Origin of the sequence: Neisseria sp. P0006.S004 (genome assembly GCF_051963015.1) — a bacterium.
Lineage (GTDB): Bacteria > Pseudomonadota > Gammaproteobacteria > Burkholderiales > Neisseriaceae > Neisseria.
The window spans coordinates 199,103-217,356 of record NZ_JBQCUS010000003.1 but is presented as its reverse complement, the minus strand read 5'-3'; the positions used below and the strand labels follow the sequence as shown (position 1 = coordinate 217,356).

The following is an 18,254-nucleotide window of genomic DNA, read 5'->3' as shown; positions in this document are numbered from 1 at the left end:
GAAACGGTGTGAAATGAAATCTAGGATTTCTGACACATGGTTTCAGACGGCCTTCTGATTTTAAATTTAGAAGTATTTGTTGTTACGGAATTTGCTTCACTTTTTTAGAAAAGTAAAAGGGCGACATTTGCCGCCCTGAGAATACAAACTGCTTATTCGACCCAAGTCACCATTTCATCAATCGGTTTGCGTGATTTTTTAGTGATTTCTTTGGCGCGATAGCCGAATGTTGCCGCTACGGATACACCCCATTCGTTGGCATCAAACAGGCCTTCTGCCGCCAATACTTCGTTCATTTTGTCGTAGTTGAAGCCTTCGATTGGGCAGGAATCGATGCCGATGGCCGCTGCGCCCGTGAGCATATTGGCCAAAGCAATATAGGTCTGCTTGCCGCTCCAGTCGAAGAGTGCGCGTTGGTCGTCGGCAATTTTAATGTCGGTTTCTTGGAAGCTTTTGTATCTTGCCAATGCTTTTTCCAGCTGCTCTCCTTGCAGGCCCCTGCGTTCGGCAACACTGCGGAAGAAAGGGGTGTCGTAACGGGCATTTTTCTTGGCAAGGATAATCACCAGATGGCTGCAGTCGTCCAGTTGGGATTGCATCCCCCAGCTGAAAGGCTTGATTTTCTCACGCAGGGCTTTGTTTTGAATCACCAAGAATTTCCATGGTTCGGAGCCGACAGAGCTGGGCGAGAGGCGGGCAAATTCTAAAATTGCTGCAAAATCTTCTTGGCTGATTTTTTTATTGGGATCGTAATAACGGGTGGAGCAGCGATTTTCGAATACTTGCAGCATTTGTTCGCGTGTAATTTGATTCATCTGGTTTTCCTAATAAATGAAGATGTTATTCCAATATCCGGTTCCTTTTGAGGCATCATTACCGGCATAACCTTAAGGAAGAAACAGGCTGGGGCAACACCATGTTAAATCAAACCTGACGGTCAGGCTATCTTTTAATTCTGAATTTCGCAAAAAAATTCGATAAATATCAATATCAATGCGAAAGGCCGTCTGAAACTTTAAACGTTTAAAGTTTCAGACGGCCTTTGATTTCAAATCCTGATTACAGATGAGGATTAATCAGGTTTTCTGGGGAGAGGATGCGGTTGAGCTCTTCTTCGCTCAACAGGCCGCGCTCCAGTACGACTTCGCGCACGCCTTTGCCGGTTTGGGCGCAGATTTTGCCGACCAAGTCGCCATTGCGGTGGCCGATGTATGGGTTCAGATAAGTGACCAAACCGATGGAGTTGAAGACGTAGTGTTCGCAGATTTCGCGGTTGACCGTAATGCCTTTGACGCATTTGTCGGACAGGTTGACCGCGGCATTGCCCAAGAGGGAAATAGTTTCAAACATACATTGGGCGATGACCGGCTCCATAACGTTCAGCTGCAACTGACCTGCTTCGGCTGCGAAAGTGATGGTGGTGTCGTTGCCGATGACTTTGAAGCAGACTTGGTTGACGACTTCGGGAATCACGGGATTGACTTTGGCAGGCATAATAGAAGAACCGGCCTGTAATTCAGGCAGGTTGATTTCTTTCAAACCGGCGCGCGGACCGGAAGAGAGCAGGCGCAAGTCGTTACAGATTTTGGACAGTTTGACGGCTGTGCGTTTCAATGCGCCGTGTACCATCACATATGCGCCGCAGTCGGAGGTCGCTTCGATCAGGTTTTCAGTCAGTTTGCAAGGCAGGCCGCTGACTTCGGAGAGTTTCTCAACAACCAAAGCCGCATAGCCTTTAGGCGTATTCACGCCGGTACCGATGGCGGTGGCGCCGAGGTTGACTTCAAGCAGCAGGGAGCGGGTACGGTCGAGATTGAGGATTTCTTCTTCCAACAACACTTGGAAAGACTGGAATTCTTGGCCGGCAGTCATCGGCACGGCATCTTGAAGCTGGGTGCGGCCCATTTTCAAAACATCTTTAAACTCTTCGGCTTTGGCGGCAAAGGCGTTTTTCAAGATGGCCAGTTTGTCGAGCAATTCGCCGATGCTGTAATACACGGCAAGGCGGAAGCCGGTAGGGTAGGCGTCGTTAGTGGATTGGCTGGCGTTAACATGGTCCATCGGATTGACGATGTCGTAGCTGCCTTTTTCGTGACCCAAGACTTCCAATGCGAGGTTGGCAATGACTTCGTTGGTATTCATGTTGACCGAAGTACCGGCGCCGCCTTGATAAACGTCGGACGGGAATTGGTCGAGGCAGCGGCCTTTGACCAATACTTCATCGCAGGCTTTTTCGATGGCGGCCGCGATTTCTGGCTTGATGGCACCCAATGCGCCGTTGGCTTGCGCGGTGGCTTTTTTAACCATGACCATGCTGCGGACAAATTGCGGTACGTCGGAAATTTTTTGTGTGGAAATTTTAAAGTTTTCAATGGCGCGCAGCGTGTGGATACCCCAATAAACATCGGCGGGGATTTCGCGGTCGCCCAGTAAATCGTGTTCGATTCGTACAGTCATTTCTCTTACCTTCTCGTATAGTTGTGTTGGTGTGCGTTATGCGTTTGGAACATTAGCCCAGTTTGGCAAGATTGTCCAGTCGGTAAGGCTTAATCGTCAGGGTGAAAGCGCGCCGCTTCGCGCTCTTTTGCGGCTGTCTCTTTATCTTTCAATTTCGCACCCAAGCCCAACATTTTTTCATATTCGGATTGCGGCGTGCCATCCTCTTCCATGCCGAATGCGCTGGCATTGACCCAAAGGGAAAGCAGGGAAACGATGAAGGCGAAAAAACCAACGATATACCAAAACATTTTTTTCTTCCTTGTGTGTCTGCGTGTGCAGATTGTTGTGGTTTGTAAAGATGTGAATGTAGCACAAACGCGGTTGGGTTTAAATTCTTCTCCCGCATCCTTTCATTGATTTACCTGTAATTGTTTAGAAAGGAAAAGGCCGTCTGAAAAGTAAGACTTTTCAGACGGCCTTGGGGGCTTTGTCGGGAAGATTAGCCGCCGCATGCGCCGCAGCAACCGCCTTCGCCATGACCGCCGCGTTTTTCTTCGTTGTTGATAACGGGCAGCTCGGTTTCTTCGGTTTGCTCTTTTTTATCTTCAGGCAAATCGTTTACTTTGATTTTGTTTTCTTCGGCCATGATACATCCTTTCAATGGATTGAGGAGTGGAAAGATTCATAAAGATAGCATCTTTAAGCCGATAAACCAAGCAGCACAAAACTGCCTTGTGATAATGCCATGACTTGGAACAATAAATTTGCTTGTAAAAGCGTTCAGGCCGTCTGAAAAAATCCAAAGAGGAGTGTTGGTTTTTATGGTTTGAAATGGCACTAGAAAGATTTAAGAATGCTTGATTTGAAGGGATAAACTGACATTGATTTCAAAAAACAATACAATGTTATCATCATCTGGAAACAGCCAATTTATCGGAGCATATATGTATTCACACCACAGCGAACGCCATTTCAGCGACCGTAACAACTGGCTTCGGGCAAGCGTATTGGGTGCCAATGACGGCCTGATTTCCACTGCCTCGCTGTTGACGGGCGTAGCCGCTGCCACGCCAGATTTCCAAACCCTGCTGTTGACCGGTGTTTCGGCACTGATCGGAGGCGCAGTGTCAATGGCGGCGGGGGAGTACGTTTCCGTGTCCAGCCAATCGGATACGGAAAAAGCCGATTTGCACAAAGAACGCCACGAATTGGCAAATAATCCTGATGCGGAGTTGGAAGAGCTGACGGAAATTTACCGCCGCCGCGGTTTGTCCGACCCACTCGCCGCAGAGGTGGCCAAAGCCTTGATGGAACACGATGCACTCGCCGCCCATGCGCGTGATGAGATCGGCATTACCGAAGCTTCTGCCGCCCAACCCATGCAGGCCGCGCTGGCTTCTGCCGCTTCATTTTGTGCCGGAGCGATTTTGCCTTTACTGGTCGCATTGACGGCTTCTACCGCCATTGTTCCGGCCTTGGCAGTTTCCACTTTGTGCGGATTGGCCGGACTGGGCTATGTCTCCGCTAAACTTGGTGGCGCGCCTGTTGTTCCTGCCGTTTTGCGCGTGTGTTTATGGGGCGTTGCGGCATTGGTGATAACCGGATTTATTGGAAAACTGGCAGGCGTGGCCGTCTGATTGTAAGGCCTTATATTCTTTTAAACCTGTATCCAGTAAAATTGAAAATTGATTTGATCGCTAAAGGCCGTCTGAAAATTTTTCAGACGGCCTATGGTGCTTGTATTTACTTATTACAAACTGTTTTGTCATGACCTATCCGATTCCCAAACCCCGTGAAAAATCCCGTTGGCTCAATCTGTCTCAAGGCTCGCTGCCCTTGGCTTTGGCGCGTTATCTGCCGCATAAGCAGCTCAAGGTTGTCTTGACTCAAGATGCGGAACAGGCGCTACGCCTTCAGACGGCCTGGCTGTTTTTCCGTCCGCACGACACGGCGGTGTTCCTGCCGGACTGGGAAACGCTGCCTTACGAGCGGTTTTCGCCGCATCAGGATTTGGTGTCGGAACGCTTGTCTGCGTTGTGGCAGATTAAAAGCGGCGCGGCGGACGTGTTGTTTGTGCCGGTTGCCACGGCGATGCAGAAGCTGCCACCCGTGCCGTTTCTGGCGGGGCGCACGTTTTGGCTGAAAACGGGGCAGACTTTGGATATAGGCCGTCTGAAAACCGATTTGGTGGATGCGGGCTACAACCATGTTTCCCATGTTGTCGCGGCGGGCGAGTTTGCCGTGCGCGGCGGCATTGTCGATTTGTTCCCGATGGGCAGCGAAATGCCGTACCGCATCGATTTGTTCGACGATGAAATCGACAGCATCAAAACTTTTGACACCGAAACGCAGCGCACCATTTCCCCCGTTTCCGAAATCCGCCTGCTGCCGGCGCACGAGTTCCCCACCGATAGCGAGGCGCAAAAGATTTTCCGCAGCCGCTTCCGCGAGGAAGTCGATGGCAATCCGAACGATGCCGCCGTGTACAAAGCCGTCAGCAACGGCCATTTCGGCGCGGGCGTGGAATATTATCTGCCGCTGTTTTTTGAAAACGAGCTGGAAACGCTGTTTGACTATATCGGCGAGGATGCGCTGTTTGTCTCTTTGGGCGATGTTCACGCCGAGGCAAACCGTTTTTGGAGCGACGTCAAATCGCGTTACGCCATGGCGCAGGGCGATGAAACCTATCCGCCTTTGCTTCCACAGTATTTGTATCTCTCTGCCGATGTGTTCGCAGGCCGTCTGAAAAACTACGGACAAGTGCTGCCCGATGTTTCCGGCAAAGAACACACCTTGCCCGATCTTGCCGTCAACCGCCAGTCCGATGAGCCGTTGCAGGCACTGAAGGATTTTCAGACGGCCTTTGACGGACGGGTTTTGCTGTGTGCCGAAAGTTTGGGACGGCGCGAAACCATGCTCGGTTTTTTGCAGCAAAACGGTTTGAAAGCCAAAAGCGTGTCCGACTGGCAGGGCTTTTTGTCGGCACATGAACCGCTGATGATCACAGTGGCGCCGTTAGCTTACGGGTTTAAATTAGAAGATCAAAACATCGCGGTTATTACCGAATCCGATCTTTATCAATATGTTGCCCGCTCGCGCAAACATCATCGTAAAAAACACGCCGCCGTTTCAGACGGCCTGTTGCGCGACCTTGCCGAAATCAATATCGGCGATCCTGTTGTACACGAAGAACACGGCATCGGCCGATATATGGGCTTGGTCACAATGGACTTGGGCGATGAAACCAACGAAATGATGTTGCTTGAATACGCAGGCGAAGCGCAGCTTTATGTGCCTGTTTCGCAACTGCATTTAATCAGCCGCTACTCCGGTCAGGCGCATGAAAACGTTACTTTGCACAAGCTCGGCAGTGGCGCGTGGAACAAGGCGAAACGCAAAGCCGCCGAAAAAGCGCGCGACACCGCCGCCGAGTTGCTCAACCTCTACGCCCAACGCGCCGTCCAATCAGGACACAAGTTTGAAATCAACGAGTTGGACTATCAGGCGTTTGCCGACGGCTTCGGCTACGAAGAAACCGAAGACCAGGCCGCTGCCATCGCCGCCGTGATTAAGGATTTGACACAGGCGAAGCCGATGGACCGCCTTGTGTGCGGCGATGTCGGTTTCGGTAAAACCGAAGTCGCCCTGCGCGCCGCGTTTGTGGCGGTGATGGGCGGCAAACAGGTCGCCGTACTCGCCCCAACCACGCTTCTGGTCGAGCAGCACGCGCAAAACTTTGCCGACCGTTTCGCTGATTTTCCCGTGAAAGTCGCCAGCCTTTCGCGTTTCAACAACAGCAAAGCCACCAAAGCCGCGCTGGAAGGCATGGCGGACGGCACGGTCGATATTGTTATCGGCACGCACAAACTGGTTCAGGACGACATAAAATTCAAAAACTTAGGCTTAGTGATTATCGATGAAGAACACCGCTTCGGCGTGCGCCAAAAAGAGCAACTCAAACGCCTGCGCGCCAATGTCGATATCCTTACCATGACCGCCACGCCGATTCCGCGCACCCTCAGCATGGCGCTCGAAGGCCTGCGCGACTTCTCGCTGATTACCACCGCGCCCAGCCGCCGCCTTGCCGTCAAAACCTTTGTCAAACCCTTCAGTGAAGGCAGCGTGCGCGAAGCCGTATTGCGCGAACTCAAACGCGGCGGGCAGGTGTTTTTCCTGCATAATGAAGTGGATACCATCGAAAACATGCGCGAGCGGCTGGAAACCCTGTTGCCCGAAGCCCGCATCGGCGTAGCGCACGGACAACTGCGCGAGCGCGAGCTGGAACAAGTCATGCGCGACTTTTTGCAGCAAAGATTTAACGTGTTGCTCTGTTCCACCATCATCGAAACCGGCATCGACATCCCCAACGCCAACACCATCATCATCAACCGCGCCGACAAATTCGGGCTGGCGCAACTGCACCAGCTTCGCGGGCGCGTCGGCCGCAGCCACCACCAAGCCTACGCCTACCTGCTTACGCCCGAATACATCACCAAAGACGCAGAAAAACGCCTCGACGCCATTGCGGCGGCAGACGAACTCGGTGCAGGCTTCACCCTCGCCATGCAGGATTTGGAAATCCGCGGCGCAGGCGAAATCCTCGGCGAAGGGCAGTCCGGCGAAATGATACAGGTCGGCTTCACGCTCTACACCGAAATGCTCAAACAAGCCGTACGCGACCTCAAAAAAGGCCGCCAGCCCGACCTCGACGCGCCGTTGGGCATCACCACCGAAATCAAACTGCACAGCCCCGCCCTGCTGCCCGAAAGCTACTGCCCCGACATTCACGAACGGCTCGTCCTCTACAAACGCCTCGCCGTCTGCGAAACCGTGCAGCAAATCAACGCCATACATGAAGAACTGGTCGACCGCTTCGGCCTGCCCGAACAACCCGTCAAAACCCTCATTGAAAGCCACCACCTGCGGCTCGCCGCAAAAGAATTGGGTATCGATGCCATCGATGCCACTAGCGAAGCGGTAACGGTAACCTTTGGCAAAAACAACAATGTCGATCCAACCGAAATCATCCTGCTGATTCAGAACGACAAAAAATACCGCCTTGCCGGAGCCGATAAGCTGCGATTTACGGCGGAGATGGAAAATATCGAAGTACGGATTAATACGGTGAAGAATGTATTGAAGACTTTGAAAGAAAGGGGGATGGTTAAGTAAGGATGAAGGACAAAAGGCCGTCTGAAAAATTTTCAGACGGCCTGCAGCCCAAAATGTTGGCTTTAAGAATCCGACCTACGGCTGCTGAAACTAAATTTTAATTTTCATTTTTTTCTGGAAATAATTCATGGATCCTTTAAAAAATACTGATGAAAAAATTAATAAATATTGTACTCTTATTTTTTATATTTTCTTAACTATATTAGCTTGTATTGGTGCATTTTATGCTATTTTTGCGGCCTACGACTGGAAAATTGAAAAAAATGATTTTACAAATTGGCTTATTACAGTAGGTACAATCGCTTCTGCTTTTGGTTTGATATGCTTCAGTGGTTTAACTTATAAAAATCAAAAAAATAATGAATTTCATAGTCTATTTAAGGTGCTATTAGAAGAAAATAACAAACTATTAAAGGAAATAATTGAGTTTGAAAATAATAACTCACAAATTTCAAATAAATATTACAACCCGCTAATTTTAAATAAACATATTATTGATTTATTTAAAAATACTCTCCTAAAAGATGAGTGTAACTTAAGAAATGAAGCTCAGTTCGAAATAAATTTCAACGAAGAAGTTGTAAAAGAAATTGATTTACATCATAAATTGAAACCGTACTTAATTACATTATTTAGACTTTTGAAACTAATCTCAACAAGTAACAAAATAAGTGATGATGATAAAAGAGAATATTATGGTCTAATTCGAGGATTAACACCACCACACATTCAATTTCTTATTTTGTTTAATTCACTAGGCTATAGAGAAAAAGGAAAACAACCAAACTATACAGATTTATTAGTTGAATCGAGATTCTTTGAGCATTTACCAATAACTGAAAGCTGGTTAACTGACGTTTACTTATCTGGTCAGGGATTTGTAGGAAAGGATGAATGTCCTTTTTTGACTAGCAAGGAGGTAAAAAATTTTTCCTCTCTTCTTGAGAAATATATTTTCTCTGGAAAAGTCATAGATCTACAAGCTTTTGGGCAAAGCATTTATTTAAAGCAAGCAAGCCGTAGCACGCATTAAACCTGCAGAGACAGGGTGTGTGAGGTACGCAGGCACGCGACTTTAAGTGTAAATATAGAAGCAGGATAAAAAAGGTCATCTGAAAATAAATACAATGAAAGGCCGTCTGAAAAAGATTCAGACGGCCTTTAAAATTATAAATGGATAGATTTTTGGGCTATCCTATTTCGGCAACATTTCAAGATTTTTCTGCACAGAAAAAAGAATACAGCAACTGTATCATCTCGGTTACCCTAGGATCCGTAATGTAATATTGCCGTTCCCGATGGTTCACTTCAAACGATACCAAACCGGCTTCACGCAGTAGTGCTAATTGGCTGGACATTGCCGCTTGCGGCAGTCCGGATGACTCAGCCAACTCGGTTACATTGTGCGGCCTTTCATGTAGTTTGCACAATACGGCGAGGCGGTTAGGATTAGCCAGAAGTTTGAGAAAAGCGCTGGCTTCTTCGTAGGGCGGTTGATTGTCGGCAGTGGTCATTTTTCACGCTTGTCGGCAAATGAGGAGGTCGAATTATCAGTCATAATGGCCTCAGCAGCAACTTTCAGACGGCCTTTGCTTAATGGTTCCATGGCATTTTGGCCAGCAGGCGAGCCATGCCGCAGAATCCGGTTAACCCCGCTGTTAATAGGCCTGCGCCGACCATCACGTCTATCAGATAAAACCAAGGCGATACCAGCCAACCTGCCAGCACACCCAACAGAATCAAACTGCCCGCAATGGTTTGCACCTGCCGCATGATGTCCGGTGCAGCACGGTTGGCAACAATAGGAAGCCCTGCAGCTTTCCATGCCTGTAAGCCGCCTTCTAGAATATAGCATTCTCGACCTTGGCCAAGCGTTGACAATATAGTTTCTGCCTGAGTTGTACGTTTGCCGCTCAGGCAATAAAAAATCAGGCATGGGGCTGTATCATCGGGCAGTTTGTCTCGCTGCCGTTCAGGCGGAAGGGATAATGCACCGCCAATATGCCCGCCCCGATATTCGGCTTGGCTTCGGATGTCCACTGCCAACGCGCCCTCACGGATTTTTGCCATTGCTTCGGAAGGCATAATTCGCGGGAGTTGTCCGACCGTGCTCATGTTTTGCCTTCGTTATTTTTTGTTGATGCGGCAGGTGTTGATGCCCAATAAGCTGTACAACGCGCAGTTGCCAATCAGTGCTGTGCCCAGAGGGATAATGCCCAGCCAACCCCACCAGCCAATTTGTCCGGTAGCGGCTGCAGCAATCAGCACTACACCGATAACAATACGGATTACGCGATCCAAAGTACCCAAGTTTCGTTTCATTTTATTGCTCCTTGTTTCAGAATGAATTGTCTATAAATAAATATATATAACAAAAATCATATATGAAAAATATTATAGCTTTAAAGATGACTTTGTCAAATGGTTTACAGTAAAAGTGTAATGAATATTTGCATTGTATTTTTTAAACGCACAAATAGAATCAATCTCCAACGGCATAAATACAGCCTGATATTTTCAGACGGCACTGGAGATGATCTATATAATATTTTATTTATATTGGAAGAATTGGTAGTCAGTTTTCAGAAGGAATCAAATCATGACCGATTCGGAAAAGAAGTCCAATGGAGACGATTTGAAAACTGGATAATCCGTTGTGTAACTAGCAAGAGAGAGGAAATACTTTAAAATCAAATTGTCTACAAATTATAAAAGGCCGTCTGAAAATTGAATTTCAGACGGCCTTTAATTTCTTTATAAGGTCGTTCGTATCATTAGAAACGATAGTTCACGCCCAAGGCAAACTCGCGACCGCGTTCGTAGAAGGGCACGCGTCCGTTGCCGTCAGGGAAGCGTTGGCTGTGCGAACGGTATTGCTTGTTGCCGATGTTGTTGACGGCGAAGTTGACGTTCAGGTTGTCTTTTTTCAGCGGCTGCCAGTTGGCGTATATGTCGTGTACGCCGTAGCCTGATTTCTTGCCGTGTATCGTGCCTTGTCCGCGGGCGACGTCGGTGTATTTCACGCTTTGGGCGTAGCGGCCGCGCCAGCCGATTTCGAGTTTGGGGTTTTCAAACTGATAAGACAGACCGGTCAGCCATTGGCGGCCGGTGTTCCAGAAGGTGAACGAGCTTTCGTGGTCTTCCGCTTGAATCGGGCTTTCGCCGTAGTACATTTCGCCGTTCAGACGGGGTTTGACGTAGGACACGCCGGCGCGCGCGGTCAGACCGCCCCAGCGGTAGGATGCGTCAAGTTCGTAGCCGTAGGTTTTGAGCGTGCCGCCGTTGTAAATCTTGCCGCGTTCGGTGATGGAGGCGGTGTTGTTGTTGATTTTTGCCCAACGGTAGACGATGAGGTCTTTGATGCGTTGGTGGAACACGCTGCCGCTGACGTTGAAGTTATCGTTGCGCCATTTGAAGCCGAGTTCGGCACGGCGGGCGGTTTCGGCTTTGAGGTTGCTGTCCAAATCGGCGGCGGCGCCTGCGCGTTCGTTAGCCAACAGGGCTTCGTTCAGGCGGGGCGCGCGGCTTGCCTGATTGAGGTTTGCCAAGAGCGAGAAGTTGTCGTTGATGTCCCAAATCGCGCCAATGCTAGGGTTGAGCTGGCCGTGGGACGCGCTTTGTCTGCTGGCGGCGTTGTATTTGAAATGGTCGTAACGCAGGCCGGTGGTCAGGGTAACGGGGTGCAGGTTCCAGATACCTTCCGCGTACACGCCGTATTCGGATTTCTTCTCTTTGTCGCGGTCATACAGGCCGAGAATCTTCAGCCACGCGCCTTTGTCGGACGGCTCGGAGGTTTCGTGGCGGTAGTTGACGCCGTATTTCACCATGTGTCCGTCGCCGAAAGAGCTGGCGAGGTTCAGATTCGCGCCGGTTGCTTTGATTTTGCTTAACTCAAGCTGGCCAATGGGAACGCCGCCTTGCGCCGTGCCGGAAGCTTGGGCTTTTGGAGAAGGAGCGCCTTTAGGCGGTTTGGTGTCGTCGGTGTTGATTTGGAAGACATTGGCGTCGATTTTGTCGATGAAGCCGACGTTGCGGCCACGGTATTCCAGATTGTAGGTCTGCTCTTTTTGATAAGTGCCGTCCACGCCGACGTAGCTGTCAACGTTTTGGAACTCGGCTTTATCGGTGCGGTTGCCTTTTTGGTATTCCTGACGGTAGGTCAGGCGGATGCCGTGGTCGTCGTTGAAGTCGTAGCCGATTTTGGCGAGGTAGCTGTGCTGTTTCAGACGACTGCCGTGGTTGACATTGCCGTTGCCGTCTTTGTAGTCGCGGTTGTTGAGGAAGTTGCCTGCAAACAGGGCATCGAAGCCGTTTTGATAGCCGTAAACCGCCGCGTTGCCGGTTGAGCCTTTATTGCTGCTCAAGCCCGCGCCGAGTTTGAAACCGAAAGGTTTGCCGTCGGTCAGCAGGTCTTTCGCGTCAACCGTCGTCACGCGGATGGTACCGCCGACCGCGCCCAAGCCCGCGCTCGCCGCGCCCGTGCCTTTTTCGACGTTGATGCTTTTCACCAAAGCAGGGTCAAGCTGGAAGCGGCTTTGGTGGTGGAAAATTTTGGTGGATTGGCTGGTGCCGTCCACTTCCAGATTAATTTTGTCCTCGCCGACGCCGCGGATGCTGTAAAACTGCGCCACGCCGTTGCCACCGCCGACATCCATACCGATTTGGTCTTTCATGACTTGTTTCAAATCGGTCGAAGTCTCGCGGTCAAGCTGGTTGCGGGTAACGCGGGTCGGTACGGCGGTACCGGTAACCTTAATTTCATTCAGTTCGGCAGTTTCTGCGGGGTGCGTATTTTCGGCATGGGCGAAGCCTGTTGATAGTGCGAGTGTAATGAGACTAAGGCGGAATACAGGAAAAGAGGTTTTATTCATGATTTTTCCCAAGGAATAAAAAATTGACCGCTTATTCTAATTATTTTAATAATGATTATCAAACTACAAATAAATGTAAAAGAACATATTGGTCTCATTTTGATTTGTAGTTTGAATATTTTTATAAATATCAATCGGTTTATTTATGGTTAAATTTTGTAAAACTATTTTAAGAGAAAATATAGTGAGGCTTACTTTTTTGAAACTGAAGAAAAGGGATGAGTTGAATATTTATCGATGATCAATATTGTGTATAGGTGTTTTAAAAGGCCGTCTGAACAGTGCTTTCAGACGGCCTCACTACTTCTTTTTTACAGCAAAGGACTCATCAGGCGGACGGCATTTTCTACGAGGCCGCGGAGTTTGGAGCGTTGTTGCCATGATTTGATGGCAATGTAGCTGCTGTTTTTGAGGTAGTCACGTTGGAGGTTGCAGATTTGTTTGGTGGTGTCGCGATCGTAGATGGCGAGGCTGATTTCTAGGTTGAGGAAGAAACTGCGCATGTCCATGTTGACCGTACCGAAGAGGGAGTAGTCTTCGTCAATAGTCATGGTTTTGGCATGTAGAAGACCACCTTCAAACATGGCGATTTTGACGCCGGCTTCCAGCAGCATAGGGTAGTAGGCGCGTGAGGCGTAGCGTACCATCAGTGAATCGACTTTGGCGGGCAGTATCAGGGTTACTTTGACGCCGCGTTTGGCGGCGACGGTTAATGCCATGAGAAGCGGCTCGTCAGGGACGAAGTAGGGGGTGGTAATTGTGATTTGTTTGGTAGCGGCATAGATGGCGCTGATGATGGTTTCGTAGATGACGAAGCTGCTTTGCTCGGGGGCGGAGGGAATGATTTGGGCAACAATATTGCCTTGCTGCATTTTTTCGGGAAGGATTTGGGGCAGCAGGTTTTTTGCTTGGTTGAGGTATGTTTGTACGTTTTGGAGGTTTTTATCGGTTTCGACGGCAAGGTCGGCGAAGAAGACGGCTGACAGCTCCAGTACCATAGGCCCTGTGCAACGCATCATGGCATCTATCCATTCTCCGACGCCAGAGTTTTGTTTGAAATAGCGTGGGTCGACAAGGTTGAAGCTGCCGGTGTAACCGATTTTGCTGTCGATAACGAGGATTTTGCGGTGGTTGCGCAGGTCGGTGCGCGTGAATAATGTACGCCAGATGCCGACAGGTAATGAGGTATGTACTTCAATGCCTGCTTGGCGCAGTATCTCTACCCAATCGCTTTCAAAAAAGCTCCTGCTGCCGACGGCATCGGCCAGTATGGAGCAGTCTACGCCTCTGGCTTTGGCGGCAAGAATTTCATTTAGAATTTCTTCAATGCGGCCTTTGGGTTCGATAATGTAAAAGGCCAGTAGGCAGGAATGGGTTGCGGCGCGTATGTCTGCGAGCATGCTGTCGATGATTGCATCGGTGGTCGAGAGCAGGCTCATGGCGTTGCCTTTGGTGGCACCCAGCCCCGTTCCTTTTTCGGCAACTTTACTGATGCCGTGGTAACGTGATTTGACTTGGTCGGCAATGTCGAGATAGATATCGGCTAGATGGGTGGCGGCAAAGTTGCGGTAGAAGCGGTTCATTTCGCCGGTACGTTTGGCGCGGGCGGTGCCTAGACGAGGCTCTCCGATAAGGATGTAGGCGATGGTTCCGAATACGGGGAAAAGGAATAGGATAATCAGCCAGGCAAAGGTTGAGCCGATGTTTTTTTGTTTGTACAACACGCGCAGCATGCAGATGAGTGCGGCGCAGGTGTGGGCGAAGATAAAAATTTCGGTCCAGGTAATGTCTTTTAAAAAATTCATATTCGGTAGCGGGAGTAGATGTGTTTTAAGTTTGAAGGTGTCAGCTGATAAGCTTCAAATATTAAGTATATAGAAAAACTGTCTAAAAACAAATTTACACGATAATCGTGTTTTTGCTTTCAGACGGCCTTTGAGTTGCTTTAATTAACGGTGATACTGACGGGATAATTCATGTACGGTATCGACCAAAATTTTGGCGTGTTCGGGGTCGGCGTGTTGGTTGATGCCATGGCCGAGGTTGAATACATGGCCGCTGCCGTTGCCGTAGTCGGCGAGGATGCGTGCGACCTCGGTGCGGATAGATTCCGGTGTACCGAAGAGGGCAAACGGGTCGAAGTTGCCTTGCAAGGCAACTTGTTCGCCGACGCGACGACGTGCTTCGCCGATGTTGCAGGTCCAGTCTAAGCCCAATGCGTCTGCGCCGATTTCTGCCATACTTTCCAGCCATAAGCCGCCGCCTTTGACAAATACGATAACAGGCACGCGGCGGCCTTCGCTTTCGCGTTTGAGTCCGGCAACGATTTGTCGGATGTACTTCAGGCTGAATTCTTTAAATGCTGCATCGCTCAACACGCCACCCCAAGTGTCGAAAATTTGTACGGCTTGTGCGCCGGCATCGATTTGGGCGTTGAGATAAGCGGTAACGGCTTGGGCATTGGTGTCGAGGATTTTATGCAGCAAATCAGGGCGCGAATATATCATGGTTTTGATGGTGCGGAATTCTTTACTGCTGCCGCCTTCGACCATGTAGCAGGCGAGTGTGAACGGGCTACCGGAGAAGCCGATGAGTGGAACGCGGCCGTCCAGTGCTTTGCGGATGGAAGTTACCGCATCAAAGACGTATTGCAGTTTTTCCATGTCGGGAACTTGCAGTTTGGCGATGTCGGCTTCGTGTTGCAAGGCGCGTTCAAATTTTGGGCCTTCCCCTTCGGCAAAATATAGGCCCAAACCCATGGCATCGGGTACGGTCAGAATGTCGGAAAACAGAATCGCTGCATCCAGATCGAAGCGGTCTAAAGGCTGGATGGTAACTTCAGTCGCCAGCTGGGTGTTTTTGCACAAATCGAGAAAGCTACCTGCGCGTGCGCGCGTGGCTTTGTATTCAGGCAGATAGCGTCCGGCTTGGCGCATCATCCAGATGGGCGTGTATTCGACAGGCTGTTTGAGCAGGGCGCGGAGGAAAGTGTCGTTTTTCAGAGCAGTCATGATCAATAGGCTTTCTGATTTGGTATGTTGGAACAAAGTTCAGACGGCCTTAGTTGTTTATTCAGGCCGTCTGAAATAATTAAATAGAAGCTGGTATGAAAGATTTCATGAGTTGTTAATGTGAAGCCGGCACATCAATTTGGTTGAGGAAGGGCTGCCGGATGTTCTTCCTCGGCCACGCTTTCCAAAACCAGATTGCGTTGTTCTTGCGCTTTTTGCGGCTGATCGGTTTCATCAAACACGCGCGCTAGGACTAAATGTGCGGATACGCTGGGTTGCAGGGCGATGCTGGCTTCGAGGTAGCCTTGGGCTTTGCCCCAAAGTTTGCGGCCGTAAGCCAGTTGGCCGAGATACATCAATAGTAGCGCATTGTTCGGTTGTTCCTGCAGCCAAGAGTCTGCCAAGTCGATGGCTTTTTGTTGCTCGCGCTCGCTTAGGAAACGCACGGATTCGACAAATGCTTCCAAAAGCTCGGGCTGGCGGGTTTGCGGATAATGGGTTTTGACCCATTTGACTGCTTCGGCATACAAGCCCAAACGCTCGTATTTTTCGGCAATCGCGACGCACAATTCGCCAGACTTCACACTTTCGGGAATCTGTTTCAAACAGGCTTTCAGACGGCCTGCATCGGTTACTTCGCTTAAGAGGCGGCGATATGCCCAGTTTTGATACTGTTCTGCTTCGTAATCGTTGATGGCGCCGGCTTTGACCAGTTTTTCTGCTTTTGCCAAGACATCTGAAGCATCGCCATGATCAAAGGCATAACGTAATTGCAGGCGGACCAAGCGGCTTAAGTTGCTATTGATTTTTGCTGCGGCTTCAAGGTTTTGTGCGGCAGTCGGATAATCGCGGCGGCTCAGCGCAGATTCGGCCAGCAAAAGATGACGGGAAAGCTGTTGTTTTTGTGGCAGGTGTTCGATTTCGTGCAGATAGCGGTTGCGCAACTCGAAGTTTTCCATTTGGTCGGCCGCGTGCGCGCCCAACATCAAAGCCAGGGTACGGTTGTCGCCTGCTTCTTTATTTTGCAAGACTTTGGCGGCTTCTTGCTCGGCTTTTTCAAAACGGCCTTCAAAATATGCCAAACCTGCGCTGTTCAAAGAGGCAGAAGCCTGACGGCCTTTGCGGGCAATGCCGAAGCGTTGCATACGCGCCGGAATGTTCAAGAGGCCGAACACGAATTTAATCAGGAAATACAAGACGAATACGCTCAACAGCAGGCCTAAAACAAAGGCATGCAGATTGATACGCAGCATGGTTTGCTCAACCACGACATATACGTTGCCGGTATAAATGCCGGAAGCCAACGCTAAACCAACGGCGGCGGCAAACAGAATGACAATCCAAACGACGGTTTTCATGCTTGCTCTCCTTTAATTTTGGCAGCAGGCTTGGTTTGGTTTTGTGGTTTGGCAGCTTCGGCGGCCGGTTCTTTTTTGTTTTCAGACGGCAAAGCAGGTGCTTCCAGAGATTGAGGGGCAGAAGCGGCGGCCGGTGCGGCCGTTGTGGCTTGCTCGGTAGTTGCAGCCGGAGCGGAAGCGGTTTTCTCGGCAGCTTGGGTTTGTGCAGCTTCTTCGGTCGTCATTTGTGTACGCGAACCTTCTTGATAAGCGCGAACGGCGCTCAAGCTGGCTTTCAGGCTGTCGTCTGAAATCATGCGGACATCAAGGGCTTTGAGTTCGGCCAACTCTTTCAACCATGACTGCGTAGCAGGGGATTTGCTGTCGAAGTATTGTTTTACAGTTGCTTCAACGTTGTTTAAATCGCTTTGATACACTTCGCCATTGTGTTGCAACAGGGCAATGCGCGCATCCAAAAGGCGCAGGCGCAGGTTTTCACGGATGAAGTAGGTTTGTTCGGGCGAAATCAACATGGCATCGTTGCTGTCCAGATGACGGACTTCAACCAAGCCTTTGAGGGCATTGAGGGATTTCTCCCATGTGTTTTCCCACCAAGTTCCTGAATTGGCGGTTTCGACAGGCGCGGCACCCGGTTTCAATACGCCGTCCAAGACCAAAGGCAGGCCGGAAATACCGGTTTCCAAACGGTCGATACGTAAGGCAGTTGCGGAAATATCGACATAAGGACGGTTTTTCAGTGCGGCCAAATCATTGCTGATGGCTTGTTTGACAGGGATAAGCTCAGGTTGTTCAAAACGGCTTAAGCGGCTGTCGATGTGTTCCAATACGCTGACCGCGCCTTGAAGGTTGCCTGACAGCATCAATTGTTGCGAAGCAGTGTTCAACATCGATTCGGCTTCGTCAACCAGCCAGTTGATACGGCCTTTGAGTAACTCTTGATAAGCTTTCTGCGTTTGCAGGATTTGATCACTATTGTTTTTTTGACCGTTGTTCAGGCGGTCTAACTCGGCCTGAATAGCGGTTTGGCGGTTGAGGTTGTCTTTTAAAAGGCTGGCGTTTTCAGATTCGCCCAACGCAGCTTTGTCAATTTTTTGGTTGAATTCGAGCTCTTGGTTTTTTAAAACATTTTGGCCCTGTACAAACAGGAATCCGCTCGCGCCTAGACCTAGCAGTGCCAAGACGGTTGCACCTGCGGCCAAGGCTTTGCCTCCAGATTGTTTGATGATAACAGGGGCGTTGTTTTGTGGGAGATTGTTGGACTCGGGCATGCTCGCCTCCACTCGCTGAGGTTGGGTAGGTTTGATTTGTTCAGACGGCCTGGTGTTTTCAGAACGTTCAGGCGCCGGAGCTGCCGTATTGGCAACTTGTTGGGTATCTTTATTATCTTCGACTTGGTTCACTGC

General features: G+C 49.7%; 15 protein-coding genes. 3 read left to right on the top strand and 12 right to left on the bottom strand.

The window, feature by feature from the left end:
- Positions 1–152: 152 nt before the first annotated feature.
- From ACTHR2_RS06215 to ACTHR2_RS06200, 4 genes are all read right to left on the bottom strand, one after another.
- Positions 153–815: an NAD(P)H-dependent oxidoreductase gene (locus ACTHR2_RS06215; RefSeq protein ID WP_070826894.1), complete on the bottom strand. Its 663-nt coding sequence runs from the start codon at positions 813–815 to the stop codon at positions 153–155.
- 244 nt (positions 816–1,059) lie between these two features.
- Entirely contained in the window at positions 1,060–2,457 is a 1,398-nt protein-coding gene (gene aspA, locus ACTHR2_RS06210; RefSeq protein ID WP_263336984.1) for an aspartate ammonia-lyase, read from the bottom strand.
- A gap of 89 nt (positions 2,458–2,546) precedes the next feature.
- Positions 2,547–2,747 (bottom strand): hypothetical protein, encoded by a 201-nt coding sequence (locus ACTHR2_RS06205; RefSeq protein WP_003746297.1) that lies wholly within the window; start codon positions 2,745–2,747, stop codon positions 2,547–2,549.
- A 191-nt stretch (positions 2,748–2,938) separates the two neighbouring features.
- Positions 2,939–3,085 carry a hypothetical protein gene (locus ACTHR2_RS06200; protein ID WP_049336812.1) on the bottom strand — a complete coding sequence of 49 codons (147 nt, stop codon included), beginning with the start codon at positions 3,083–3,085 and terminating at the stop codon, positions 2,939–2,941.
- Positions 3,086–3,383: 298 nt separating this feature from the next.
- On the opposite strand from ACTHR2_RS06200, the gene ACTHR2_RS06195 reads away from it, so the two are divergent.
- The 3 genes from ACTHR2_RS06195 to ACTHR2_RS06185 all read left to right on the top strand — a co-directional run bounded on the left by ACTHR2_RS06195 (position 3,384) and on the right by ACTHR2_RS06185 (position 8,644).
- Complete coding sequence (locus tag ACTHR2_RS06195) at positions 3,384–4,076, top strand: VIT1/CCC1 transporter family protein (protein WP_440375492.1); 693 nt, start codon at positions 3,384–3,386, stop codon at positions 4,074–4,076.
- Positions 4,077–4,206: 130 nt separating this feature from the next.
- On the top strand, positions 4,207–7,611 hold the full coding sequence (mfd, locus tag ACTHR2_RS06190) for a transcription-repair coupling factor (protein ID WP_263336974.1): 3,405 nt from the start codon (positions 4,207–4,209) through the stop codon (positions 7,609–7,611).
- Positions 7,612–7,738: 127 nt separating this feature from the next.
- Positions 7,739–8,644, top strand: a complete 906-nt coding sequence (locus ACTHR2_RS06185; RefSeq protein ID WP_440375491.1) for a putative phage abortive infection protein — start codon at positions 7,739–7,741, stop codon at positions 8,642–8,644.
- 178 nt (positions 8,645–8,822) lie between these two features.
- Here ACTHR2_RS06185 and ACTHR2_RS06180 read toward each other — a convergent pair whose 3' ends face one another.
- The 8 genes from ACTHR2_RS06180 to ACTHR2_RS06145 all read right to left on the bottom strand — a co-directional run bounded on the left by ACTHR2_RS06180 (position 8,823) and on the right by ACTHR2_RS06145 (position 18,119).
- On the bottom strand, positions 8,823–9,125 hold the full coding sequence (locus ACTHR2_RS06180) for an ArsR/SmtB family transcription factor (RefSeq protein ID WP_263336970.1): 303 nt from the start codon (positions 9,123–9,125) through the stop codon (positions 8,823–8,825).
- A 79-nt stretch (positions 9,126–9,204) separates the two neighbouring features.
- A complete protein-coding gene (locus tag ACTHR2_RS06175) occupies positions 9,205–9,726 on the bottom strand; it encodes a rhodanese-like domain-containing protein (RefSeq protein WP_263336968.1) in 522 nt (173 codons plus the stop codon).
- A gap of 12 nt (positions 9,727–9,738) precedes the next feature.
- Positions 9,739–9,933, bottom strand: coding sequence for a YgaP family membrane protein (locus tag ACTHR2_RS06170; RefSeq protein ID WP_263336965.1), 195 nt, complete (start codon positions 9,931–9,933; stop codon positions 9,739–9,741).
- A gap of 452 nt (positions 9,934–10,385) precedes the next feature.
- On the bottom strand, positions 10,386–12,482 hold the full coding sequence (locus ACTHR2_RS06165) for a TonB-dependent receptor plug domain-containing protein (RefSeq protein ID WP_440375490.1): 2,097 nt from the start codon (positions 12,480–12,482) through the stop codon (positions 10,386–10,388).
- Positions 12,483–12,793: 311 nt separating this feature from the next.
- Positions 12,794–14,287 (bottom strand): cardiolipin synthase, encoded by a 1,494-nt coding sequence (cls, locus tag ACTHR2_RS06160; protein WP_049344201.1) that lies wholly within the window; start codon positions 14,285–14,287, stop codon positions 12,794–12,796.
- 144 nt (positions 14,288–14,431) lie between these two features.
- Positions 14,432–15,493 (bottom strand): uroporphyrinogen decarboxylase, encoded by a 1,062-nt coding sequence (hemE, locus tag ACTHR2_RS06155; protein ID WP_049344254.1) that lies wholly within the window; start codon positions 15,491–15,493, stop codon positions 14,432–14,434.
- A gap of 134 nt (positions 15,494–15,627) precedes the next feature.
- Positions 15,628–16,851, bottom strand: a complete 1,224-nt coding sequence (locus ACTHR2_RS06150) for a heme biosynthesis protein HemY (protein WP_440375489.1) — start codon at positions 16,849–16,851, stop codon at positions 15,628–15,630.
- The gene (locus tag ACTHR2_RS06145; RefSeq protein WP_440375537.1) at positions 16,848–18,119 is read right to left on the bottom strand and encodes a uroporphyrinogen-III C-methyltransferase; all 1,272 of its coding nucleotides are present in this window, start codon (positions 18,117–18,119) and stop codon (positions 16,848–16,850) included. The genes ACTHR2_RS06150 and ACTHR2_RS06145 overlap by 4 nt, the downstream gene beginning before the upstream one ends.
- Positions 18,120–18,254 lie beyond the last annotated feature (135 nt).

Excerpts from the sequence above, each read along its gene's own strand:
- ACTHR2_RS06215 (WP_070826894.1), bottom strand. The coding sequence starts at position 815 with ATGAATCAAATTACACGCGAACAAATGCTGCAAGTATTCGAAAATCGC.
- aspA (WP_263336984.1), bottom strand. The coding sequence starts at position 2,457 with ATGACTGTACGAATCGAACACGATTTACTGGGCGACCGCGAAATCCCC.
- ACTHR2_RS06205 (WP_003746297.1), bottom strand. The coding sequence starts at position 2,747 with ATGTTTTGGTATATCGTTGGTTTTTTCGCCTTCATCGTTTCCCTGCTT.
- ACTHR2_RS06200 (WP_049336812.1), bottom strand. The coding sequence starts at position 3,085 with ATGGCCGAAGAAAACAAAATCAAAGTAAACGATTTGCCTGAAGATAAA.
- ACTHR2_RS06195 (WP_440375492.1), top strand. The coding sequence starts at position 3,384 with ATGTATTCACACCACAGCGAACGCCATTTCAGCGACCGTAACAACTGG.
- mfd (WP_263336974.1), top strand. The coding sequence starts at position 4,207 with ATGACCTATCCGATTCCCAAACCCCGTGAAAAATCCCGTTGGCTCAAT.
- ACTHR2_RS06185 (WP_440375491.1), top strand. The coding sequence starts at position 7,739 with ATGGATCCTTTAAAAAATACTGATGAAAAAATTAATAAATATTGTACT.
- ACTHR2_RS06180 (WP_263336970.1), bottom strand. The coding sequence starts at position 9,125 with ATGACCACTGCCGACAATCAACCGCCCTACGAAGAAGCCAGCGCTTTT.
- ACTHR2_RS06175 (WP_263336968.1), bottom strand. The coding sequence starts at position 9,726 with ATGAGCACGGTCGGACAACTCCCGCGAATTATGCCTTCCGAAGCAATG.
- ACTHR2_RS06170 (WP_263336965.1), bottom strand. The coding sequence starts at position 9,933 with ATGAAACGAAACTTGGGTACTTTGGATCGCGTAATCCGTATTGTTATC.
- ACTHR2_RS06165 (WP_440375490.1), bottom strand. The coding sequence starts at position 12,482 with ATGAATAAAACCTCTTTTCCTGTATTCCGCCTTAGTCTCATTACACTC.
- cls (WP_049344201.1), bottom strand. The coding sequence starts at position 14,287 with ATGAATTTTTTAAAAGACATTACCTGGACCGAAATTTTTATCTTCGCC.
- hemE (WP_049344254.1), bottom strand. The coding sequence starts at position 15,493 with ATGACTGCTCTGAAAAACGACACTTTCCTCCGCGCCCTGCTCAAACAG.
- ACTHR2_RS06150 (WP_440375489.1), bottom strand. The coding sequence starts at position 16,851 with ATGAAAACCGTCGTTTGGATTGTCATTCTGTTTGCCGCCGCCGTTGGT.
- ACTHR2_RS06145 (WP_440375537.1), bottom strand. The coding sequence starts at position 18,119 with ATGCCCGAGTCCAACAATCTCCCACAAAACAACGCCCCTGTTATCATC.